The organism is Thioalkalivibrio sp. ALE20, assembly GCF_000381405.1.
Classification (GTDB): domain Bacteria; phylum Pseudomonadota; class Gammaproteobacteria; order Ectothiorhodospirales; family Ectothiorhodospiraceae; genus Thioalkalivibrio.
On record NZ_KB906471.1, the window covers coordinates 584,222 to 605,579 of the forward strand.

At 67.7% G+C, this 21,358-nt stretch carries 24 protein-coding genes; 3 read left to right on the plus strand and 21 right to left on the minus strand.

Annotated features, from left to right (window positions below; translation table 11 throughout):
- The first annotated feature begins 129 nt into the window (after positions 1-129).
- Complete coding sequence (locus F790_RS0102810; RefSeq protein ID WP_019590786.1) at positions 130-405, plus strand: hypothetical protein; 276 nt, start codon at positions 130-132, stop codon at positions 403-405.
- A 131-nt stretch (positions 406-536) separates the two neighbouring features.
- On the opposite strand, the gene F790_RS0102815 is transcribed toward F790_RS0102810, so the two are convergent.
- From F790_RS0102815 to F790_RS0102855, 9 genes are all read right to left on the minus strand, one after another.
- Positions 537-2,681, minus strand: a complete 2,145-nt coding sequence (locus tag F790_RS0102815) for a TonB-dependent receptor domain-containing protein (protein ID WP_019590787.1) — start codon at positions 2,679-2,681, stop codon at positions 537-539.
- 220 nt (positions 2,682-2,901) lie between these two features.
- Complete coding sequence (locus F790_RS0102820) at positions 2,902-3,120, minus strand: hemin uptake protein HemP (protein WP_019590788.1); 219 nt, start codon at positions 3,118-3,120, stop codon at positions 2,902-2,904.
- Positions 3,121-3,178: 58 nt separating this feature from the next.
- Positions 3,179-3,655, minus strand: a complete 477-nt coding sequence (bfr, locus tag F790_RS0102825) for a bacterioferritin (protein WP_019569229.1) — start codon at positions 3,653-3,655, stop codon at positions 3,179-3,181.
- Between the two features lie 232 nt (positions 3,656-3,887).
- Positions 3,888-4,322, minus strand: a complete 435-nt coding sequence (locus F790_RS0102830) for a hypothetical protein (RefSeq protein WP_026332834.1) — start codon at positions 4,320-4,322, stop codon at positions 3,888-3,890.
- 36 nt (positions 4,323-4,358) lie between these two features.
- Entirely contained in the window at positions 4,359-5,210 is an 852-nt protein-coding gene (locus F790_RS0102835) for an energy transducer TonB (RefSeq protein ID WP_019590790.1), read from the minus strand.
- A gap of 3 nt (positions 5,211-5,213) precedes the next feature.
- Positions 5,214-5,636 (minus strand): biopolymer transporter ExbD, encoded by a 423-nt coding sequence (locus tag F790_RS0102840; protein ID WP_019590791.1) that lies wholly within the window; start codon positions 5,634-5,636, stop codon positions 5,214-5,216.
- Positions 5,633-6,058: a biopolymer transporter ExbD gene (locus F790_RS0102845; RefSeq protein WP_019590792.1), complete on the minus strand. Its 426-nt coding sequence runs from the start codon at positions 6,056-6,058 to the stop codon at positions 5,633-5,635. Before F790_RS0102845 ends, F790_RS0102840 begins: the two co-directional genes overlap by 4 nt.
- Positions 6,055-6,747, minus strand: coding sequence for a MotA/TolQ/ExbB proton channel family protein (locus tag F790_RS0102850; protein ID WP_019590793.1), 693 nt, complete (start codon positions 6,745-6,747; stop codon positions 6,055-6,057). The genes F790_RS0102845 and F790_RS0102850 overlap by 4 nt, the downstream gene beginning before the upstream one ends.
- Positions 6,748-6,801: 54 nt before the next feature.
- Positions 6,802-7,071 carry a (2Fe-2S)-binding protein gene (locus F790_RS0102855; protein WP_019590794.1) on the minus strand — a complete coding sequence of 90 codons (270 nt, stop codon included), beginning with the start codon at positions 7,069-7,071 and terminating at the stop codon, positions 6,802-6,804.
- A gap of 206 nt (positions 7,072-7,277) precedes the next feature.
- On the opposite strand from F790_RS0102855, the gene cydD reads away from it, so the two are divergent.
- Together cydD and cydC are read left to right on the plus strand one after the other, a co-directional pair.
- Positions 7,278-8,966, plus strand: a complete 1,689-nt coding sequence (gene cydD, locus F790_RS0102860; protein ID WP_019590795.1) for a thiol reductant ABC exporter subunit CydD — start codon at positions 7,278-7,280, stop codon at positions 8,964-8,966.
- Positions 8,963-10,603, plus strand: coding sequence for a thiol reductant ABC exporter subunit CydC (cydC, locus tag F790_RS0102865; RefSeq protein ID WP_019590796.1), 1,641 nt, complete (start codon positions 8,963-8,965; stop codon positions 10,601-10,603). Before cydD ends, cydC begins: the two co-directional genes overlap by 4 nt.
- A gap of 99 nt (positions 10,604-10,702) precedes the next feature.
- Here cydC and F790_RS0102870 read toward each other — a convergent pair whose 3' ends face one another.
- The 12 genes from F790_RS0102870 to ffh form a co-directional block, all read right to left on the minus strand.
- The gene (locus tag F790_RS0102870; protein ID WP_018870597.1) at positions 10,703-11,185 is read right to left on the minus strand and encodes a peptidylprolyl isomerase; all 483 of its coding nucleotides are present in this window, start codon (positions 11,183-11,185) and stop codon (positions 10,703-10,705) included.
- A gap of 541 nt (positions 11,186-11,726) precedes the next feature.
- Positions 11,727-13,640, minus strand: a complete 1,914-nt coding sequence (htpG, locus tag F790_RS0102875) for a molecular chaperone HtpG (RefSeq protein ID WP_019590797.1) — start codon at positions 13,638-13,640, stop codon at positions 11,727-11,729.
- Between the two features lie 33 nt (positions 13,641-13,673).
- Positions 13,674-14,567, minus strand: a complete 894-nt coding sequence (locus tag F790_RS0102880; protein WP_019590798.1) for a 23S rRNA (adenine(2030)-N(6))-methyltransferase RlmJ — start codon at positions 14,565-14,567, stop codon at positions 13,674-13,676.
- A 114-nt stretch (positions 14,568-14,681) separates the two neighbouring features.
- The gene (gene soxX / locus F790_RS0102885; protein WP_038033127.1) at positions 14,682-15,371 is read right to left on the minus strand and encodes a sulfur oxidation c-type cytochrome SoxX; all 690 of its coding nucleotides are present in this window, start codon (positions 15,369-15,371) and stop codon (positions 14,682-14,684) included.
- A 230-nt stretch (positions 15,372-15,601) separates the two neighbouring features.
- Positions 15,602-16,282: a sulfur oxidation c-type cytochrome SoxX gene (gene soxX, locus F790_RS0102890; protein ID WP_018870601.1), complete on the minus strand. Its 681-nt coding sequence runs from the start codon at positions 16,280-16,282 to the stop codon at positions 15,602-15,604.
- Positions 16,283-16,309: 27 nt separating this feature from the next.
- Entirely contained in the window at positions 16,310-17,119 is an 810-nt protein-coding gene (gene soxA, locus F790_RS0102895; RefSeq protein WP_019021372.1) for a sulfur oxidation c-type cytochrome SoxA, read from the minus strand.
- Between the two features lie 222 nt (positions 17,120-17,341).
- Entirely contained in the window at positions 17,342-17,854 is a 513-nt protein-coding gene (locus F790_RS0102900) for a methylated-DNA--[protein]-cysteine S-methyltransferase (RefSeq protein WP_019590799.1), read from the minus strand.
- A gap of 42 nt (positions 17,855-17,896) precedes the next feature.
- The gene (gene rplS, locus F790_RS0102905; protein WP_018870604.1) at positions 17,897-18,265 is read right to left on the minus strand and encodes a 50S ribosomal protein L19; all 369 of its coding nucleotides are present in this window, start codon (positions 18,263-18,265) and stop codon (positions 17,897-17,899) included.
- 9 nt (positions 18,266-18,274) lie between these two features.
- Entirely contained in the window at positions 18,275-19,042 is a 768-nt protein-coding gene (gene trmD, locus F790_RS0102910; RefSeq protein ID WP_018870605.1) for a tRNA (guanosine(37)-N1)-methyltransferase TrmD, read from the minus strand.
- Positions 19,043-19,049: 7 nt separating this feature from the next.
- The gene (gene rimM, locus F790_RS0102915) at positions 19,050-19,559 is read right to left on the minus strand and encodes a ribosome maturation factor RimM (protein WP_018870606.1); all 510 of its coding nucleotides are present in this window, start codon (positions 19,557-19,559) and stop codon (positions 19,050-19,052) included.
- 16 nt (positions 19,560-19,575) lie between these two features.
- Positions 19,576-19,836 (minus strand): 30S ribosomal protein S16, encoded by a 261-nt coding sequence (gene rpsP / locus F790_RS0102920; RefSeq protein ID WP_018870607.1) that lies wholly within the window; start codon positions 19,834-19,836, stop codon positions 19,576-19,578.
- Between the two features lie 89 nt (positions 19,837-19,925).
- A complete protein-coding gene (gene ffh / locus F790_RS0102925; protein WP_019021373.1) occupies positions 19,926-21,314 on the minus strand; it encodes a signal recognition particle protein in 1,389 nt (462 codons plus the stop codon).
- Positions 21,315-21,358 lie beyond the last annotated feature (44 nt).

Here is a 21,358-nt window from a genome sequence, read left to right on the forward strand (position 1 = left end):
TCACCGGCATCCCGCTTGCGTGCGGATCCGGCCGGCGCGGCTCAGGAACTCACCCCCGGGGGCAGGAGACGCAGGGGTGACGGGACCCTGTCCCTGATTCTTACCCTTGTCCCAATGAGGAGGACCTTGATGAAACGTTCCACGAAACTGCTGGCAGCCACCGCCATCGTGCCCTTTGCCCTGCTGATCGCCGGCTGCGGCGGTGACGACATGGGCATGGACGAGTTCGAAGAACAGCAGATGGAAGAAGGCGCGCCGCCGGCCGAGGACGGCATGGGTGGCGGCATGCAGGAAGGCGCCCCGCCGGAAGGTGACATGGGTGGCCAGGGAATGGAGCCCGAAGGCGATGGCATGGACGACGGCATGGGTGGCGACATGGAAGGCGACGACGAACCCCAGTTCTGATCGTCCCGCCCGAATGCTCCGCCAGGGCGATGCGACCGCATTTCCCGGCCACCGGGCCCGACCGGAAACCGTCTCCGGTCGGGCCTTTTTATTGCTGCCGGGATCAACCGGCGAGCGAGGTCGCCCGCGGCTCAGAACCGGTGCGTCAGTCCGACGGAAATCGTCCGGGGCTGGTTCGGACGGGCCCCGTAAGGCGTACGTGCCACGATACGCTGTTCGTCGAAGACATTGCGGGCCCGCAGGAACACGTCGGTATCCCCGGTCAGCGCATAGCGACTCACCAGATCGACGGTCATCAGGGATTCGGTCTCATCAAAATCCGAATCACTGTTGTTACAGCCAACGGAGCTGCAGGAAGCACCGGTATAGTTCAGCACCGCGTGGTTATCCCACCCGCTCGGATGCTCCAGGCCTGCCCGCAGATTCAGCTGATGGCGCGGGATATCCTGCAGACGATCGCCCTTTTCCAGGCCCGAGGCCGGGTTGTCGCTGCTGATGCGCGCCCGGGTATAGGTGTAGGCCGCCGACACCGGCACCTGGAAAGAACCTGCCGCGAACTCCGTCCCGGCCTGCACCTCGACCCCGGAGATCTCCGCCTCGCCGGTAGTGAACGTGCCCGAGGTGGAACCGTCCGAGCAGGGCGAACCCACGGAGCAGTCTTCCTTCTGGTCGGTAAAGTCACTGTGGAACCCGATCGCCTCGGCGAAGAGATTCCCGGAGCGATAGCGCCCGCCCAGCTCCCAGTTGATACTGGTCTCGGGGGCGGTACCGGACTCGGCTCCACCTCCGGCCGGCGAAAAGCCGCGGTGCACACCGGCCAGCAGCTGCCAGCGATCGTCCACGTCAAAGGTCATGGAAGCCCCGGGCAGCCATTCGCTGTAAGAGTTCGACCGCCGATAGTCCACGGTATTGCGGCTGGCGTCCGCGTACTGAACCCGCGAGGTCTTCACGTCTTCGTACCGCATGGCCAGATTCAGACGCAGCCGGTCGTTCACCTGCCACTCGTCGGTAACCCACAGACTCCAGGCCTCGCCATCCTCGAAACGATTGTTGCCCCCGGAGGGCTCGACCCGGCCCTGACGCACCAGCGAACCGTTGACCTGATCGTAGATCTCCACGGGCTGGAACCGATCCATCTCGTCTTCGTGGTACCGCACGCCGGTCCGGATCCAGTGGTCGCCGAGCGCCAGATCGAACTCGGTCTGCACGCCCTGCGAGACGTACTCCCGATTGTTGTTCTTGTACTCGAGACCCGTAGTGTCCCGGGTGCCCCGCAAGGTACCAAGCGCGTCCGCATCGCCTTCATTGGCGTCCGCCACCAGGTTGCCATCGAGCTTGAACCAGTTGCGCGCGAACTCGTTACGATAGACGGTCGATGTCTGCCGCACTTCCGGGGTCCAGTCGAACTCGTGAATGAGGCTGACACCCTGATGATCGTTGTTCATCTGGTCGATCTCGGACAGCCCGTAACGGCGATTGGGATCACGCGAAAAATCATCGTCAGTCAGGCCCAGATAGGTCTCGTTGGACGTCTCCTCGGAATGCTGGGCCTTCAGTTCAACGCTCTGGCGCGCCCCGTCCCAGCGCAACTTGGCCACGTAGTCCTCGATGCGGAAGCCCGTGTAACGGCTGCTGCGGTCGATGTCCTTGAAACCATCGCTGCGACGCTGGACCGTCTCGATCATGTAACTCCAGTCACCGATACGATCTCCCCAGGTCGCGTGCACGTCGAGACCGCCGTGCTCCCCGGCCACGGTCTCGATGCTGCCGGCGCGTTCCGCCGGAATCGGCGTGGAACGCAGGTTGATCACGCCACCGGTGGTCTGCGGCCCGTGCCGCAGAAGCGGCGCCCCCTTGAGAACCTCGATGGAATGGAGGCGCTTGGTGGTGGGGAAATAATAGGCCGCCGGATTGGAATACGGCGCCGGCGCCATCAGCACACCGTCTTCCATGATCGTCACCTTGCTGCTGCGCCCCGGAGGTGCGGCACGCACCCCGATGTTCGGCCGCAGGCCGAAGCCCTCTTCCTCGCGAACGTACATACCCGGGACGGTTTTCAGCGCCTGGTGGATGTCGGTCGTCCCGTCGAGCTCCAGCTGTTCGGGTTCCACGACGGCCCCCGAACCCGGCAGCTCCCGCGCCTGAGCCGAATCGCCGATGATCTCCACCGGTGCCAGACGATCGGTATCGGCATCCTGAGCGTTGGCTATCGGCATCCCGGCGACGCCCAGGACCGCCAGTGCTACCGCGCGATGGCGCCAGCTTGCCGGCCCCATTCCGCGCTCCCGATCAACGCCGGCCTCACGCCGGTAACTATAGGAATGAACGCTTCTCATTCGTTCTCTGCGAGCCATTTCTTTCTCCCTTCGGTTTGCGCGACAACGCACCGCCTCGACCGGTGACATGTCGCGGTTCAAGTAACGAAAAATGGCTGGCTGAGGGAGCGGGTCCCCTGGCTGGCGGGTGCCGTGGCGGCCGCCACGGCGTGGAATGCTTTTATTTGGTCAGGATCAGCTTCCTGCTGGACGTCACCCGGAGGGTGTAGCACTGGCCTTCATGGCGGATATACAGTCGATCGGCATCACACAGCAGGTCGCTCGAGGCGATTTCCCGTGGAACGCCGGCGGGCCGGCCTTCCGGCCCGGCCCCGGCACGGGGCTGCTCGGTGTGCTCCGGAACGGATCCCGGCTGGTGGCGGTTTTCGCTGGAACTCATTCTGCCTCCCCGGCCGCCCCGCCCCTTGCGGGACGGCCGCATTCAATGCCCCGGAGCCTTACTCGGCGGAGCCCGCCTGGCTCTGTTCGTAGTTCTGCAGGCCGATCCGGTCGATCAACTGCAATTGGGTCTCCAGCCAGTCGATATGGCTTTCCTCGCTGTCCAGGATCTTCTGGAGCAGATCGCGGCTCCCGTAGTCCCGGACCTGTTCACAGTGGGCGATCGCGTCGCGGTAGACCGCTTCCCCCTCGTGCTCCAGCGCCAGGTCCGCCTCGAGGATCTCGCGCGTGGTCTCCCCGATTCTCAGCGTGCCCAGATCCTGCAGGTTGGGCAGGCCGTCGAGGAACAGGATGCGGTTGATCAGCTCGTCCGCATGCTTCATCTCGTCGATCGATTCTTCGTATTCGGCCGCGGCCAGCTTCTCCAGGCCCCAGTCCCGGAACATGCGGGAATGGAGGAAATACTGGTTGATGGCCGTCAGTTCGCCCTTGAGTGCCTGGTTGAGGTAACGGATTACTTCCTTATCACCCTGCATCGTGACTCTCCTTCTCGTTCTCGTTGTGTTGCTGATTGCGGCGAGCACCGCGCGTCCGGCAGCCGCGCCATGAAGCGGCCTGCGCCCCCTGTCAGGATCCTGCGCGGGGGCTCCGCGATGCAAGATGGCCTCAAGGTATGGGAATGCTATAGCGAATGAGAACTGTTTTCAATAGCTCCATATAAAACCAGAAACGGCAGGGGCTGGCGGCGCCTGTTCCCGGAACGGTGCTTCAGCGAATCAGCGGCGGCTCCGCCAGGCTTTCAGGCCGGATGCGGTCGGCACAGTCCGCGACCGCGCCGTCGGGGCCCTCGCAGGCGGCGACGTCGTTGACGAGGATGCGCCCGACGCGATCACAGGACGTATCCGTCATGCGGAAGGCCCGCACCGAGGTGCTCCCCGCCCGCAGCGGTGCCATCTCGAGCAGCGTCCGGCTCTGGATGATGCCGTCATCGCCGAACACCACCAGATCCAGCTGCAGCGACTCCAGCGCCTGATCCAGGCCGTTCTCCAGTACCAGATGGGCGCGACAGTCGTCGCCGTCGGGCTCCAGCTTGTTCAGCTGGACGCCGATCCCGCCGCTGTCCTCCGCCAGTGCCGGCAGCGCCAGGACCAGCCCCAGCACGCCTGCCGCGAGTCCGCCGTGAATCTGCCGCTTTCGTGTCATCTCGCCTACCTCCACCACTCGTCGATCCGTCGTCCGTCAGCGCACCGAAAAATTCACCGGCACCACGATCTCGTAGCCGTCCAGACCGATACTGTCCGGCGCCGGGAACGGGTCGGCCCGCTGCACCATGTCTTCCACCGCGCGATCCAGGATCCCGGAGCCGGAACTCTCCTGGATCTCGTAGTCGATCACCGAGCCATCACGAGCGAGCTGCAGCCGGACCTCCACGGTACCTTCCTGCCGGCGACGCTGGGCCGCCCTGGGATAGCGCTTGTGCCGCTCGATCCAGGCCTGCAGTTCGGCAAGGTAGTCAGTCTCCGCCCCGGGGGCGCCGCCGCCCGTGGCATCGGTCTCGGCAGCCCCCTCCGCGTCCCCGGCGGGGCCGGACTCGTCGGCCGCCGGGTCCGCTTCGCCCGGCTCATCGGCCACGGCATCGGTTTCGGCGACCGTCTCGGCCGTGCCAGCGGGCTCCGGCTCGGGCTCCGGCTCGGGTTCCGGCTCGGGTTCCGGCTCGGGTTCCGGCTCGGGTTCCGGCTCGGGTTCCGGTTCGGGTTCCGGTTCGGGTTCCGGCTCGACCTCCTCCGCTTCGCGGACCGGCTGGCGTTCCGGCTCCCGAGCCTCGGCCACCTCCGGCCGGACCGGCTCGGCCGGGGCGGGCTCGGGCATTTCGGGCTCGACCGGTTCGGCCTCGGCCGTCTCCGCGGGCGGCTCCGCCGCGGCGGCCGGGGGTGCGGAGCCCCCGGCCGCCATGGAGATCTCCAGGCCGCCGACCCCGGCGTCCTCGGCCCCGGTGGGCGGCTCGCGCAGCAACAGGGCCATCGCGACCAGTCCGTGCAGCACCACGGCCAGGATCAGTGCGACCACCCAGTGTCGAATGCCGGGCTGCATGCTTCAGGTCTCCGGCACGGTCAGCAGATCGATACGCTCCACGCCCGCCTCGCGCAGGCGTTCGAGAATGCCGACCACCTCGACGGCCTCGGCGCGCCCGTCGGCCTTCACCCGCACCCGCGCCGCATCGCCGTGCCGCTGCAGGTGCTCACCCACCAGACGCGCCATGCCCTCGAGATCGATCTCGTCCTGGTTGACCGCCAGACGCCCCTCGGTGCCCACGATCACCATGAATTCGTCGGGGCCGGGCTGGCCATCCACCGCGGACTCCACCGGCTCGACCTCGAACGGATCCACCGCGCTCAGCTGCCCCGCCACCATGAAGAAGATCAGCAGCAGGAACACGATGTTGATCAGCGGCAGTATGCTCTCGTCGTCGTTGTGCGGCCGGTGCGCGACATGAAAGTGGCGTCGCTGGCCGATCATGAGCCACCCTCCCGGATCACGGACAGGTCGCGGACCCCGGCATCGGCCAGCGCCTCGAGGACATCGACAGTGCGCTGCATGTTCACCCCGGCCACCGGCATCACCAGCACGCGGGTGTCGGCATCCTCCGCCAGCCGCGCGGACACGCGTTCGCGCAGTTCAGCGGCGGGTACCGCAATGCCGCCCAGACGCAGGTCATCGGGCCGCACCTCCACCAGCATTGCGCCTTCCATGGAACCGGCTCCCCCGGCCTCGGCCGGGGCCTCCAGCTCCACGGCGCGCCAGTCGAGGAAACTGGAGGCGAGCATGAAGAACACCAGCAGAATGAAAACGACGTCGATCAGCGGCGTCAGGCTGATCAGGTTACGCCGGCGCGGGCGACCGGTGTCCAGCGTCGGCTGTTCCGCCGGGGCACCGGTCATTGGCTGGTAGGCTCCGCATCCGCGGCCTGCTCGCGCGGGGCCGGGGTCATCAGCTGGCCGGTGAACAGCCGCGTGACCGCGTCATCCATGCGATGTGCCACCCGCTCCACGCGGGTCTCCAGCCAGTTCAGCGCGGCCACCACGGGGATCGCCACGGCCAGGCCCACGGCGGTGGTCAGCAGGGCTTCCCAGATGCCGCCGGACAGGATCGCCGGATCCACCTGGCTGCCGGCTTCTTCCAGCGCCTGAAAGGCCTTGATCATACCCATGACCGTCCCCAGCAGACCCAGCAGCGGCGCCAGCGCACCGATCACCTCCAACGGCCGCAGACCCTGGCGCAGGGACTGGATGGTCGCGTTGCCATACCGCACGACCTCTTCCCTCACGGTGGCTTCGGACACGCCGGAGCGCAGTCCGCGAATACCGCGCGCCACTGCGCGCGCTGCCGGGTTGGGCGTGGCTTCGGCATGCCGAATGGCGGCCTCCGGGTCCCCACCGTGGAACAGTTCCAGCGCCTGTTCGGCCGGACGCACGTCGGTCACCCGCAGCTGCCAGAGCTGCCAGAGTTTTACCAGTACGAACGCCAGTGCCACCACCGACGCCACCAGCAGGATGGCCACCACGGGCCCGCCCGCGTCCAGAAACCCGGCGAAGCGCTCGCCCGCCAGGGACTCGATCAATGCATTCATGCTGGATCCCGAATTCGTTGCCTGAAGGGGCGCGCGGGGCGCACCGGACCGATCCTAGGTGGCCGCGCAGGCCCCCGCTGCCATGCTCCCGGCCGTCACCGGAATGCCCGCGAAGCCCCCGGCCGGAGCGTGTCCGGCCACCGGCTCGCCCGCGCGATCCGCGCAGTCGCGCAGGATCCCCCGGGCCCGCCGTGCGCACTTTCCGCAATCACCGCACACACCCAGCTGTTCGCGCAGATCGCGCATACGGACGCGGGTATCACTTTGCGCCACCAGCTCCCGAATCTGGCGTTCGCGCACGGCATTGCAGACACATACAATCATCTTTGACGGCTCCGGCCCTTGGCAATGGGTGGATGAGGCGACATTACCGCTAATGAGAATGCTTTTCAACACTATTCTTTTCAGGTGTGTCGGCCCCCACCCGTTGCCGGGTCCATTGATCAGCATCTTCTTATAGATTAGTTTCGAATTTCCGTCCCGGGGCCGCCCCGGACCCGCGGACCCCGCCCCGTCACAGAAGGATTTCGATGCCCGCCGACGCCCCCGACTCCGGCCTTCCGCGCCCCGGCCCCTGGCTGCAGGCGCGCATGCGTCCGCACCGCCACTGGCTGCTGGGCGCCACCGCCGCCGGGCTGGGCGCCACCCTGGCCACCGTGGCCCTGGCCGGCCTGATCGCCTGGGCAGTCCACATGGCGCTGTTCGCACCGGACCGTCTGCCACTGGGCATGGTGCTGGCGGGCGCGGCGGTGGCGGCGGTCTTGCGCTATGCCCTGCAGGCCCTGCGCGATGGCGCCGGCCATCGTCTGGCGGATGCGGTCAAGCGTGAACTGCGCGAGGAACTGCTGGACGCGGCCCGGCGCGACGGCCCCGTCCATCTGGCGCACCGGGCCCCTTCAGGGGCCTGGGTCGATCACTACCTGCGGCGAGTGGAAGACCTGACCGGCCACTACGCCCGCTACCTGCCCGGCACCCGCATGGTGATCCTGACCCCGCTGGTGCTGCTGCTGACGGTGGCTTGGCTGGACTGGCTCGCCGCCGGACTGCTGCTGCTCTCGGCACCGCTGATTCCCGCCTTCATGGCCCTGGTCGGCATGGGCGCCGAACAGATCCACCGCCGCCAGCAGGACGAGGAGAACCGCCTCGCCGGGCACTTCCTCGACCGCCTGCGCAGCCTCGACTTTCTGCGCCGCGCGCGCGCCACGCAGGCGGCCCGCGAGGCGGTGGTAGCCACCAGCGACGAACACCGCCGCCTGACCATGCGCGTGCTGCGAGTCGCGTTCCTGTCGTCGGCGATCATGGAATTCTTCAGCGCGGTCGCCATCGGCCTGCTGGCCATCTATATCGGTTTCGGCCTGTTCGGGGCGATCGACTACGGTCCGGCCGGCAGCCTGACCCTGTTCACCGGGCTGTTCATCCTGGTGCTGGCGCCCGAATACTTCCTGCCCCTGCGCCAGTTCGCGCAGAGCTATCACGACCGGGCTGCCGCGCTGGCCGCGGCCGAGTCCCTGGCGCCCCTGTTGCAGCCGGCCGGTGGCCCCGCCACCGCCCCGCCCGGGGCGCCGGACAGCCCGCGGACGGCGGTACACCTGGCCGGAGTGCAGGTGCAGTATCCGGATACCGCCCAACCGGCCCTGCACGACATCGACCTGCAGATCGGCCGCGGGGAACACCTGGCGGTAACCGGCCCCAGCGGCTCCGGCAAGTCCACCCTGCTGGCGCTGCTGGCCGGCTTCCTGCGCCCGGCCAGCGGCGAGATCCGCATGGCCGACGACCTGCAGCGGTTCGTGTGGATCGGCCAGGACGCCCACCTGTTTCATGGCAGCCTGCGCGACAATCTGCAGCTGGCCAGCGCCGAACCGGTAAGCGACGCGGCGATGAATAACGCCCTCGCCCGCGCCGGCCTGCCGGTGGATGACCCGCAGCTGCCGGACGGGCTGGATACCGCCATCGGCGAAGGCAACACCGGGATCTCCGGGGGGCAGGCCCAGCGCATCGCGATGGCCCGCGGGATCCTCGCCGGGCATCCCCTGTGGCTGCTGGACGAACCCACCAGCGCGCTCGACGAGGCGACCGAGGCCGCCCTGCTGGACACCCTGTTCGCCCTGGCCGCCGAGCACGACATCACCCTGGTCATCGCGGCCCACCGCGGTGCCGTCCGGGAACGTGCCAGCCGGGTGGTCCGGCTGGCCGAAGGCCGCGTGGAGAGCCTCGCATGACGGACCGCGAATACCTGCAACGCCTGTTCCGCGCACGCCTCGGCTGGAGCCTGCTGGCCTGGCTGCTGCTGGCGGTGACCTGGGTCAGCGGCATCGTGCTGCTCGCCCTGTCGGGCTGGTTCATCACCGCCACGGCGCTGGCCGGGGCCGGCGTACTCGCCACCCTGGACATCTACTCGCCCTCCGGCGGGATTCGCGCGGCAGCGGTGCTGCGCACGATCGCCCGCTATTTCGAGCGCGTGACCGGACACGAAGCGGTCCTGCGCATCCTCGCCGACCTGCGCGCGACCACCTTCCGCCAGCTGGCGCGCTGGCCGGCGCGAAGCCTGGCGAGTCTGCGCAGCGGCGACCTGCAGGCCCGCCTGACCAGCGACATCGACACCCTGGACGCCATCCCGCTGCGGGTGGTGGGACCGATGGTCGGGGCCCTGCTGGCGCTGGTCGGCGCCGTGGCGATCGCCCTGTGGCTGGCCCCGCCGCTCGCCGCGGTCATTCTGCTGGTCGCCGCCGCGATCACCCTGATCACCGCCGGGCTCGCGGCGGCTGCCGGTCAGCGCCACGGCCGCCGGCTGGTGCGGGAAGAGTCCAATGAACGCGTGGCCCTGCTGGACTACTTCGGCGGGCTGCCGGAGCTCACCGCCTTCGGCCGCCTGGAGGAGCACCGGGCGGCCCTGGCCCGCCGGGCCCGCGAGGGTGCCGCGCGGCGCCTGACCCAGGAACGCGCGGGGGTGCTGGGCGAACAGGGCGTGCAGCTGGTGGTGATGCTGACCACCCTCGCCATGCTGGGCTACGCGCTGCATGCCTACGCCGAGGGGCTGATCTCCGGGCCGGTCGCCGTGCTGCTCACCCTGATGACCCTGGGCCTCAACGAGGCGCTGGGCAGCCTGCCCGGCGCCTGGTGGCGCCTCGGCGAGAGCCTGGAAGCGGCCCGGCGCCTGCGCGAGACCGAGGCCGGAGCCGAGGGTCCGGAGCCCGCCGGGGCAGAGCCGGTCGAACTGCCCTCCGGCCCGCTGGAAGCGCGTGGCCTGAGCGTCGGCTTCCGCGCCGACCGCCCGCTGGCCGGCCCGCTGGACATCCGGCCGGAGCCCGGTTATCCGCTGGTGATTCACGGCATCAGCGGGCGCGGCAAGACCGCCCTGCTGGAGACCCTGGCCGGCGAGCTGGCACCCACCGGCGGCGAACTGCGGTGGGGCGAACAGGATCTGACCACGCTGGATCCCGACACCCGCCACCGGTTGATCGGCTACCTGCCCCAGCGCGTGCGCCTGCTGGACGACAGCCTGGCCGCCAACCTGCGCCTGGGCCGCCCGGATCTGCCCGCCGACCGCCTGTGGGCGGTACTGGATCAGGTGCGCATCGCGCCGCTGCTGCAGCGCATGGGCTACAGCCTGGAGTATCCGCTGGGCGAGGATGCCGGCAATCTTTCCGGCGGGCAGGCACGCCGGGTGGCGCTGGCCTGGCTGCTGCTGCAGGACCGGCCGGTCGCCCTGCTGGACGAACCCTTTGCAGGACTGGACGAAGCCACCGAGGCGGCGATCCTGGAGCGCATCGGGCCCTGGCTGGAGGCGCGGCAGACGGTCATCGTGACCCACGCACCCCGGCGCATGCCGGCGCACTGGCCACGGCTGGCACTTTAGGTCTTCAGGAAAACGGGAGAGGGAAGAAAGACCCGGCAGCCACGGGGATGCGACCGCCGGGGGTCCCGGACCGGGCGGGGGCCGGCCCGGCAGGCAGGATCAGTGCTCGTGACCGCCCGGCCCGTGGGCGTGGCCGTGTTCCAGCTCTTCCGCGGAGGCCTCGCGCACGTCCACCACCTCGACATCGAAGTTGAGGGTCTGGCCGGCGAGCGGATGGTTGCCATCCACCGTGGCGGTGTCGCCCTCGACCTTGGTGACCGTCACGGTCAGCGGACCGTTTTCGGTCTGGGCCTGGAACTGCATGCCCGGCTCGATCGAGTCGACGCCCTGGAAGGCCTCCATCGGGACTTCCTGGACCATGGCGTCGATCTTCTCGCCGTAGCCTTCTTCCGGCGGCACCGTGGCCTGGACCTTGTCACCGGCGGCCTTGCCTTCCAGCTGGCGCTCGAGGCCCGGCACGATCTGGCCGTTGCCGTGCATGTAGGCCAGCGGCTCGCGGCCTTCGGAGCTGTCGATGGTCTCACCGGAGTCGTTGGTGAGCTTGTAGTGGATGGACACCACGGAGTTCTGCGCGACTTGCATTGGGCTTTGCTCTCTTGAGATATGGCCCGACAGGGTAACGTGACCGCCCCCCTCGCGTCACAGGCCCCGGCCACGGTGTTCAGGCAACGCCGTTCCCTGTCACAGGGAAACTTCCCCCTCATTGCATGGAGCCACTGGTCTTCGTCCGTGCATGAAGCCACTAGTCCTCGTCATTGCGAGGAGCCGAAGGCGACGTGGCAATCGGCCGAAGCTGGCTGCACGCAGGATCCGGTTGGCTTCGGCCGGAGATCGCCACGTCGCTTCGCGACTCGCGATGACGGGGCAGGAGAGGCTTGGCGACTCGCGATGACGGGGCAGGAGAGGCTTGGCGACTCGCGATGACGGGGCAGGAGAGGCTTGGCGACTTGCGATGACGGGGGAGGGAGAACCTGGCGGGTCGCGATGACGGCCACGGTGTCACGGTGCCGGCCGCCTCCCGGTACTGGCAGGACACGCAGGCCGCCGGGACCTGCCGCAAACAAAAACGCCGGGCAGGAGCCCGGCGCATGCGTTGCGTACAGAGTCCGCGACGGGCGGCCGCTCAGGCCGCCTGCAGCAGGAACCGGTTCAGGCGCTGCACGAACCCGGACGGATCCTGTAGCTGCCCGCCCTCGGCCAGCAGGGACTGTTCGAACAGCAGCGAGGCGAGGTCGTTGAAGTCGTCGCCTTCCGCCGTCTTCAGCCGCTCCACCAGCGGGTGCTGCGCATTGACCTCCAGTACCGGCTTCGAGGAGAAGGTCTCCTGTCCGGCCTGCTTCAGCAGCTCCTGCAGATACAGCGCCATCTCGTGCTCGCCGAGGACGATGCAGGCCGGCGAGTCCACCAGCCGCTTCGACGGGCGCACGGAGTCGACCCGGTCACCCAGCGCGCCCTGGATGCGCTCGGGCAGGTCGCCCAGCTCGTCATCCTTCCGGTCCTCGGTGTTGTCCGCGTCGTCGGAATCCTGCTCGCCGATGATGTTGTCGAGATCAAGGTCGCCCTTGGCCACGTTCCGGATCGGCGTACCGTCGAACTCGCGCAGGTTGGACAGCAGCCATTCGTCCACCCGGTCGGACAGCAGCAGCACCTCGATGCCGTGCTTGCGGAACACCTCCAGGTGCGGGCTGTTGCGCGCGGCGGCGGCGTTGTCGGCGCTGATCACGTAGATCGCGGCCTGCCCTTCCTTCATGCGTGCCTTGTAGTCGGCGAAAGAAACGTTCTGCGTGTCATCGTCGTTGTGCGTGCTGGCGAAGCGCAGCAGGCCCGCGATCTGCTGCTGGTTGGCGAAGTCCTCGCCGGGGCCTTCCTTGAGTACGCGACCGAAGTTGTCCCAGATCCCGGCGTATTTCTCCGGCTCGTTCTTCGCGATGTTCTCCAGCAGGCCGAGGATCTTCTTCACCGACCCCGAGCGGATGGAATCCACCAGGCGGTTATCCTGCAGGATCTCGCGCGAGACGTTCAGCGGCAGATCGGACGAGTCCACCACCCCGCGCACGAAGCGCAGGTAGTTCGGGAGGAGCTTCTCCGCGTCGTCCATGATGAACACGCGCTTCACGTACAGCTTCACCCCGTGGCGGGCGTCGCGATCCCACAGGTCGAACGGCGCCCGGCCGGGGATGTAGAACAGCGTGGTGTACTCCTGACGACCTTCCACGTGGTTGTGGGTCCAGGCCACCGGGTCCTCGAAATCGTGCGCGACGTGCTTGTAGAACTCGCGGTATTCCTCGTCGGAGATCTCGCTTTTCGGCCGCGTCCACAGCGCGCTGGCGCGGTTGACGGTCTCCCACTCGTCCGTCGGATTGCCTTCGTCGTCCTGCTGGCGCATGCGGATCGGGAAGGCCACATGGTCCGAGTAGCGCCCGATCACGTGGCGCAGGCGCATCGGCTCGAGGAACTCGTCGGCGTCTTCCTTGAGCGTCAGGGTGATCTCGGTGCCCGGTTCCGCGCGCTCGCATTCGGCGAGGGTGTATTCGCCATCGCCCTTCGACTCCCAGCGCGTGCCGGCCTCGACCCCGGTACCGGCGCGCCGGGTCTCCACGCGCACGTGGTCGGCCACGATGAACGAGGAATAGAACCCGACCCCGAACTGCCCGATCAGCTGGGCATCCTTCTGCTGGTCGCCGGTCAGCTTCTCGAGGAAGGCCCGGGTACCCGAATGGGCGATGGTCCCGATCTGCTGGATCACCTCGTCGCGCGACATGCCGATGCCGTTGTCGCGCACGGTCACGGTGCGGGCATCCTTGTCCACGTCCACGTCGATGTGCAGCTCGGCCGGCTGCGGGATCTCGTCGGGGTTCGCGGTCGCCTCGAAGCGCAGCTTGTCGCAGGCGTCCGCGCCGTTGGAAATCAGCTCGCGCAGGAAGATCTCGCGGTTGGAATACAGCGAGTGGATCATCAGCTGCAGCAGCTGGCTGACCTCGGTCTCGAACTGGCGGGTTTCCGCGCAGGCGGCTTGCTCGGTCCGGGTTTCGGTCATGGGATTACGACTCCGTGATGGGTTCGGATGGGTTCAGACATTGGCAACACGCCGAAGGGTGGGGTCGCCGCCGCCTTCTTCAAGCCCCTCGGCTCGATAAAGCGCCCCCTCGCCCTCCGGATCGAGACAGCCGAGCACCGCGGGCAGCGTTGCGGCCAGCTCTTCTTCCAGTTGCCACGGCGGACGCAGCACCAGCATGCCGGAGCCTGCGAGCCCGGGATGCGCCCCGCGCTCCACGCCGGGATCATCACGCAGGCGCAGTTCGCTCCGCACCCAGGGGATGCTCCGGGTGCACAGCCGTTCCATCAGGGGGTGATCGGGACGCCCCGCCAGCACCGGATACCAGATCAGCACCATCCCGGTGTTCCAGCGCGCCAGGATGGTCTCCGCCATCTCCGCCACTTCGCGGTATTCCGCCGGGCGTTCATACGAAGGGTCCAGCAGGGCGAACCCGCGCCGCGGCTGCGGCGGGAACAGCCCGCGGGCGGCCTCGCGCGCATCGCGCCGGTGCACATGGCAGCGCGCATCCCCGGCGAACGCGCGCTGCAGGCGTTCGTGGGCCTCGGGGTGCATCTCGCAGGCCACCAGCCGGTCATTCTCGCGCAGGGACGCGCGGATCAACGCCGGTGATCCCGGATACCCGTCGGTCCCGGCCACCTGCTGCACGGTCTCCAGAAACCCGGTCACCGCCTCCGGCAGCGCGGTTTCGCAAGCACAGGCGCGCAGGCGCTCGATGCCGAGCGCCGCCTCGCCGGTCTTGCGCGCCCGCTCGCCGTCCAGGTCATAAACCCCGGCCCCGGCATGCAGATCGAGCGCCACGAACGGCTTGTTCCGCCGCTGCAATGCCGCCAGCACCGCGCGCAGCACCAGATGCTTGTGGATATCGGCGAAATTGCCGGCGTGGTAGTCGTGCTGATAGCTGAGCATGGCTCGCTCCCTTTCGCCCCGGCCATAAAAAAACCACCGCAGCGGACCACGGTGGCTGGACTTCCTTGCGGCCGGCCCCGGGTCACGAAGCGCGGCGCCCGCTGCGGGGGCAGTTTACTGGTTTACCGGGGACTCCGGGTCCAGCAGATAGGCCATGATGTGGCTGATCTCCCGCTCGCTCAGCAGTTCATTGGAACCGAACCGGGGCATCTCCGTACAGGGGAAATACTGGTGCGGATTCGAGATCACCTCATGCGCATACCGCAGGGACGCCTCGTCGGTACCCCGGCCGTTCCCGTACCCGGCCAGGCTCGGCCCGATCGTGCCATAAACCGCTTCGTTCGGGTCCATCTGGTGACAGGCGTAGCAGTTACCGCCGGGAGTGCGCGTCGAGTGGTCATCGTTGCGATGCCCCACGCGGAACCCGTAGCCGGAACGGGCGAGCTCCGCGCCCCGTTCCCAGTCACCCAGACGCGGCCCCCCGGGGGGTGCCTCGTAGCTCTCCCGGGCGAGGGTGATCACCTCCTGCACCTGATCGTCCGGAAGCTCCCCTCCGACCACGGAACATGCACGCTGCAGGTCATCCTGCTCCATGCGCCCGCGGGCCGAACCGCCTTCCTGAACGGGCTGGTCCAGTCGATAACTGTCCGATTCGAACACGATATGTTCAACCAGTTCGTCCGTCTCCATCGAGGCGATGTCGATCTCGCCCTCATCGGCGTCGCCGAAGAACTGACACCCCGTGGTGAACAACGCCGCCGACACGGCAAGCGGCAACCCCCAACGTACCCTGTGGCCTGGCATCCCTGATGTCTCCCCGATTCCGTTTCGCCGCCGAACTCGCGACCGCAGCCACACCGGCGGCACCGGCAGGGTGCACGGCGGCGCCCGGTTGAGCCCGGATCGCGGGTGCGATGGTGAATAATGTCTGGTCCCGTGGCGAATGCCCCGGGAGGGGGCCGCCGCGAGGAACGCGGCGGCCCGGGTCACGATCCGCCGAACGGATCGTCATGCAGCCTTGCGGCTGCCCCGGATCAGTTGTTGACCGGGGACTCCGGATCCAGCAGATAGGCCATGATGTGGCTGATCTGCTCCTCGCTCAGGAGGCCCTGGAACCGGGGCATTTCCGCACACGGGAAGTACTGGTGCGGGTTGTGGATGACCTGATGGACGTATTCCCGGATGGCCTGGCTGTCGCCGCGGGTTGCGCCGTAGTTCACCAGGCTCGGCCCGATGGTGCCCTGCGTGGGACCTTCCGGATCGAACACGTGGCAGTTGACGCAGTTGCCGCCGGCTTCGCGGGTGGAATGGTCATCGGTACGGTGACCGATCCGATAGCCGTAGCCGGAGAACGCCAGCTCTTCACCACGCTCCCAGTCGCCCAGCTCGATGTCGCCTTCCGGGGCCTCGTACTGCTCGCGGGCCAGGGCCACCACGCGGCCGGCGGTCTCGCCGTCCGGGTCACCCTCGATCGAGCAGGCCGCCTGGATCTCGTCCTGGGTCATGCGCTCTTCCATGGTACCGCCTTCCTGCGGGACCTGGTCATAGCGGAAGCTGTCCGACTCGAAGATCATGTATTCGGCCAGCTCGTCCGCACTCATCGCAGTGATGTCGACGTCGTCCGACTTGTTGCCCTCGGCCACGGCGCAGCCCGTTGCCAGCGCGACGGTTGCAAAGGCGGCCACACCGGCCGCAACAGTATTTTTCTTGAACATGCTTGCTGTCTCCTATTGCGTCCGGGGTTACCGCTTCAGGTCGGGCAGGATCGCCGGTTCGCCACGCGCCGCGTCATTCCAGAAAGCGATGAGCGCGGTGTTGGCCATCGAGTCCGGCTTGATGCCGGCGTGGCGCATCTGCCACACGCAACCACGGATGCGGTGGTTCTGACTGCGGACGTTGTCGTGCCCGGCACGCTGGGCCGGCCAGGAGACCGCCTTGGTCCATTCCTGGGAGTTACGCATCTCGGGCAGGACCGACGCACGAATGCGCTTGCCGGACTGACCGTGACAGGAGGCGCAGTTGAAGTCCTGGGCTCCGCCGCGACGGAAGAACAGCTTCTCGCCGGCCGCGATCATCGCCTGTTCCTCGGGATGATCGTTCTGCGGCTGCCACTCCATGCCGGAAGACTGCATGGCGATATAGGTGGTCAGCTGCATGATGTCCGAACCGCTGCCGTGGCGCTGCGCGACGGCCGCGTCATCGGCGTCGTAGCCCTGGATTTCCTTCATGCAGTGCACCAGGCGCTGCTCGAAATCCATGACCTTGCCGACGTCCTCGAAGTAGCGCGGCAGCTCCACGTAGGCGCCTTCCAGCACGCCCTCGCCCTTGCCGAAGTCGCAGCCTTCCAGCGATGCGTTGTTCGGCCCGCGTTCCTCGTAGAACAGCTGCTCGCCGTCTTCCGCCACCCACAGGGCGGGGTTGTCCGGCATCATCATGATGTTCTGCTCACTCTGATGCAGATACGCCGAATCGGGATTGGCGTCGAGCAGCTTCTGCAGGACATCGGTCGGGTCCTGCCATTCGCCGGCCTGGGCAGCGCCCCCGACCGCCATTGCTACGGGCAAGGCGAGCAATGCTTTCTTGAACATGGAAACCTCCATCACACGGTTTTATTCGATGGGCCCGGGTCTCCGTCGCCCGAACCTACGCTGCAGAGTGCGGAATGCGTGAACACCGTGTCAACAAACAAACGCTATATTAGCGTTTTTTAAAAGTCTGTTTTTCAAGGGTTCTTGCAGTCCGGCACCGACAGGCAGACGCCCCGGGGAACGGATCTATTCCCCTTTTTGCAAAAAGTGCCCGTTGATTTCGGTTTGCCGGTTGGCTTCGTGGCGCAGGAGGGCCTGTTTGGCGGCGGCCAGGGGGCCCTCAACCTGGCCGGCGTATCCCCCCGCGGATCCGCGATCGGGGGCGGCGCCGGCCGGCAGGACACGATGACAGGGGATGAACAGGGGCCAGGGATTGGCACGACAGGCCTGGCCCACGGCCTGCGGCGAGGAGCCAATGGCGCGGGCGATCTGGCCGTAGGTGCGGGTTTCGCCGGCGGGGATGCGAGTCAGCGCGTGCCAGACCCGTTGCTGATGCGGGCTGCCGGGCGGCAGGCAATCGGGCGGAACCCAGGCACGCGGGTCCCGGGCGTAGACCTCGGGAGCGAAGGGCAGGCGCAGCGGGACGGAAACCCGCGTCTCATGGCCTTCCCAGCCGAGCAGGAGGAGGGAGTTTTCGGGATCGCAGGCATACACAAAGGCCAGCGATGCACCCGGGAGGATGCAGCGCCGGCCTTGCATGCGCTCGCGCGGGGGTCCGCGGGACCAACCGCGGCCCGGAAGTCAGCCGCGGCCTTTGGCCCGGGCGCGCACGTCTTCCTTGATGCGCGCGGCCTTGCCGGTACGATCGCGCAGGTAGTACAGCTTGGCGCGACGGACCTTGCCGCGACGCTTGACCTGAATCTCGGCGATCTGCGGGCTGTGGGTCTGGAAGGTGCGCTCCACTCCGTTGCCGTAGGAGGTCTTGCGCAGGGTGAACGCGGAGTTCAGGCCGCGGTTGCGCTTGCCGATCACTACGCCCTCGAAGGCCTGCAGGCGCTCGCGCTCTCCTTCGCGCACCTTGACCTGCACCACCACGGTATCGCCCGGGCCGAAATCCGGGACATCGGATTTCATCTGCTCGGCTTCCAGTTGCTGAATGACGTTATTCATTGCTCGACCTCAATCATCGCTCTCGGAGCGGACGCCACCTCGCGGGTGACGCTCGCGGTATTCGTCCAGCAGGGCCTGATCCGTGCCCCCCAGTTCGAGCCGGGCCAGCAGATCCGGCCTGCGGCTCCATGTACGCCCCAGCGCCTCACGGCGGCGCCAGCGGCGGATCGCGCCGTGGTCGCCTCCAAGGAGGACGCCGGGGACGCGGTGTCCGTTCAGTTCCTCCGGCCGGGTGTAGTGCGGACAGTCCAGCAGGCCCTCGCTGAAGGAATCCTGCTCGGCGGAATCCGCATGCCCCAGCACCCCGGGCCGGAGGCGGGCGCAGGCATCGATGATCGCCATGGCGCCCAGTTCCCCGCCGGAGAGCACGTAGTCTCCCAGCGAGATTTCTTCATCGACTTCGGCTTCGATGAAGCGTTCGTCGATCCCTTCGTAGCGGCCGCAGACCAGCGCCACCCGCGGCCTTGCCGCGAGGGCCCGAACCCGCTGCTGATCCAGCGGCCGTCCCTGCGGGGTCAGCGCGACCACGTGCAGCGCCTCGCGGCCATCGGCCCGGGCGGCGTCCAGCGCCCCCTTCAGCGGCGGCACCTGCATGACCATGCCGGGGCCGCCGCCATAGGGCCGGTCGTCCACCGCCTGGTGCACCCCGCTGGCCCAGTCCCTGGGATTCCAGGTCCGCAGGTCCATCTGCCCGGCCTCCACGGCCCGGCGCGGGATGCCCCATTGCGTCACGGATGCGACCAGCTCCGGGAACAGGGTGATGACGTCGAAGCGCATCGCCGCGTCAGTATTCCGGATCCCAGTCCACCCGGATCCGTCCGCCCTCGAGATCGACCTCGAGGATGTACGGACCCTGCACCCAGGGGATCAGCCGCTCGCGTTCACCGCTCACGACCATCACGTCATTGGCGCCGGTCTCCATGAAACCGGTGACCGTCCCCAGCGGCGTGCCGTCGACATGTTCAACGGACAGGCCCTGCAGGTCGGCCCAGTAGTACTCGCCTTCTTCCGCCGGGGGCAGCCACTCGCGTTCGATCGCCAGCTCGGCCCCCATCAGTCCGTAGGCGGCATCGCGATCGGCCACCCCGGCGAACTTGATGACCACGCCGGGGCCGTGCGCGCGGCCGCTTTCAATCTCCACCAGCCGCCATCCCTCGGCCTGCTTCATCCACAGGCGGGGGAAACCGGTGATGGCGTCACGCGGCTCGGTCTCGGAAAAGATCCGGACCCAGCCCCTGACGCCGTAGACCCCGGAGACGCGTCCGACGCGGATGCGCTCACCCGCCTCGCTCACCTGCGTCTCCCGGCGGTCAGGCCGCCGCAGCCTGCTGCTTGCGGTACCCCTTGACCAGGTGCTCCACGCGCTCGGACATGCCGGCACCGTGGCTCAGCCAGTAATCGACCCGCTCGAGGTCGATCTTCAGCGGGATTTCCTGACCGCGGGCAACCGGATTGTGAAAACCGACGCGCTCGATGTAGCCGCTGTCGCGGCGGGCGCGGGAGTCGGTCACCACGATCGAGTAGAAGGGGCGCTTCTTGGCGCCGCGGCGTGACAGACGAATTGTAAGCATGAAGTCTTGAACCCCGTGAAGTTCGGTTTCGCGAGAAAACGCGCGATTATAACGAATTGCAGCGCCAAGACAAGGCCGAAGCCCCGTCGTCAGCGTTTCGGCAGCCCCCCTCCGGGGCCTCCAGGGCCGCCCATGCCGCCCATTTGTCCTCCAAGGGCCCGCATCATTTTCGATGCGCCGCCCTTGGAAAATTTCTTCATCGCCTTGCTCATCTGGGTGTGCTGCTTGAGCAGGCGGTTGACGTCCTGGATCTGGCAGCCGGAGCCCGCGGCGATGCGGCGCTTGCGCGACCCCTTGATGATGTCCGGGTGGCGGCGTTCCTCGTCGGTCATCGACGAGATCACGGCCTGCATGCGCCGGATCTCCTTGTCGCCGGCCTGATTCTTGATCGCCTCCTGCATCTTGCCGCCGCCGGGCAGCTTTTCCAGCATGCTGCCCATGCCGCCCATCTTCTCCATCTGGGCCAGCTGTTCGCGCAGGTCGTTCAGGTCGAAGCCGCGCCCCTTCTTCAGCTTGCGCGTGAGCTTCTCGGCCTTTTCCTCGTCGACCTGCCGCGAGGCTTCTTCCACCAGAGAGACCACGTCGCCCTTGCCGAGGATACGGGACGCGATACGTTCCGGATGGAAGGGCTCGAGCCCGTCGGGGCGTTCGCCGGTGCCGATGAACTTGATCGGCACCCCGGTGATCTGGCGCACCGACAGGGCGGCACCCCCGCGGGCATCGCCATCGGCCTTGGTCAGCACCACACCGGTCAGCGGCAGGGCGTCACCAAACGCGCGCGCGGTGTTGGCGGCGTCCTGCCCGGTCATGGAGTCGACCACGAACAGGGTCTCCACCGGTTCGACCGCCGAGTGCAGGGTCTGCACCTCGGCCATCATGTCCTCGTCGACGTGCAGGCGCCCGGCGGTGTCCACCAGCAGCACGTCGATCCCTTCGCGGCGGGCCCGCTGCACCGCGTCGGTGGCGATATCGTCGGGCTTCTGCGAAGTATCGCTGGGGTAGAAGGTCACCTCGACCTGGCCGGCCAGGGTCTCCAGCTGCTGGATCGCGGCGGGGCGGTAGACGTCGCAGCTGACCACCGCCACGCGTTTCTTGTCGCGCTCGCGCAGGAGCTTCGCCAGCTTGCCGATACTGGTGGTCTTGCCCGCGCCCTGCAGGCCGGCCACCAGCACCACCGCCGGCGGCTGCGCGGCCAGATTCAGCGAGGCGTTCTCGCCCCCCATGGTCGCGACCAGCTCGTCGTGCACGACCTTGATCAGGGCCTGCCCCGGCGTCAGGCTGCCGATGACCTCCTTGCCCAGCGCCTTTTCCTTGACGTCCTTCACGAACTCGCGCACCACCGGCAGCGCGACGTCGGCCTCGAGCAGGGCCATGCGCACTTCGCGCAGGGCCTCCTGGATGTTGTCCTCGGTCAGGCGCGCCTGACCCTTCAGACGCTTCATCGTGTCCTGGAGGCGACTGGAAAGGCCGTCGAACATGGGACGTGTCTCCTGCGGATGAAATCGGCGGGGGTACGGCCCGC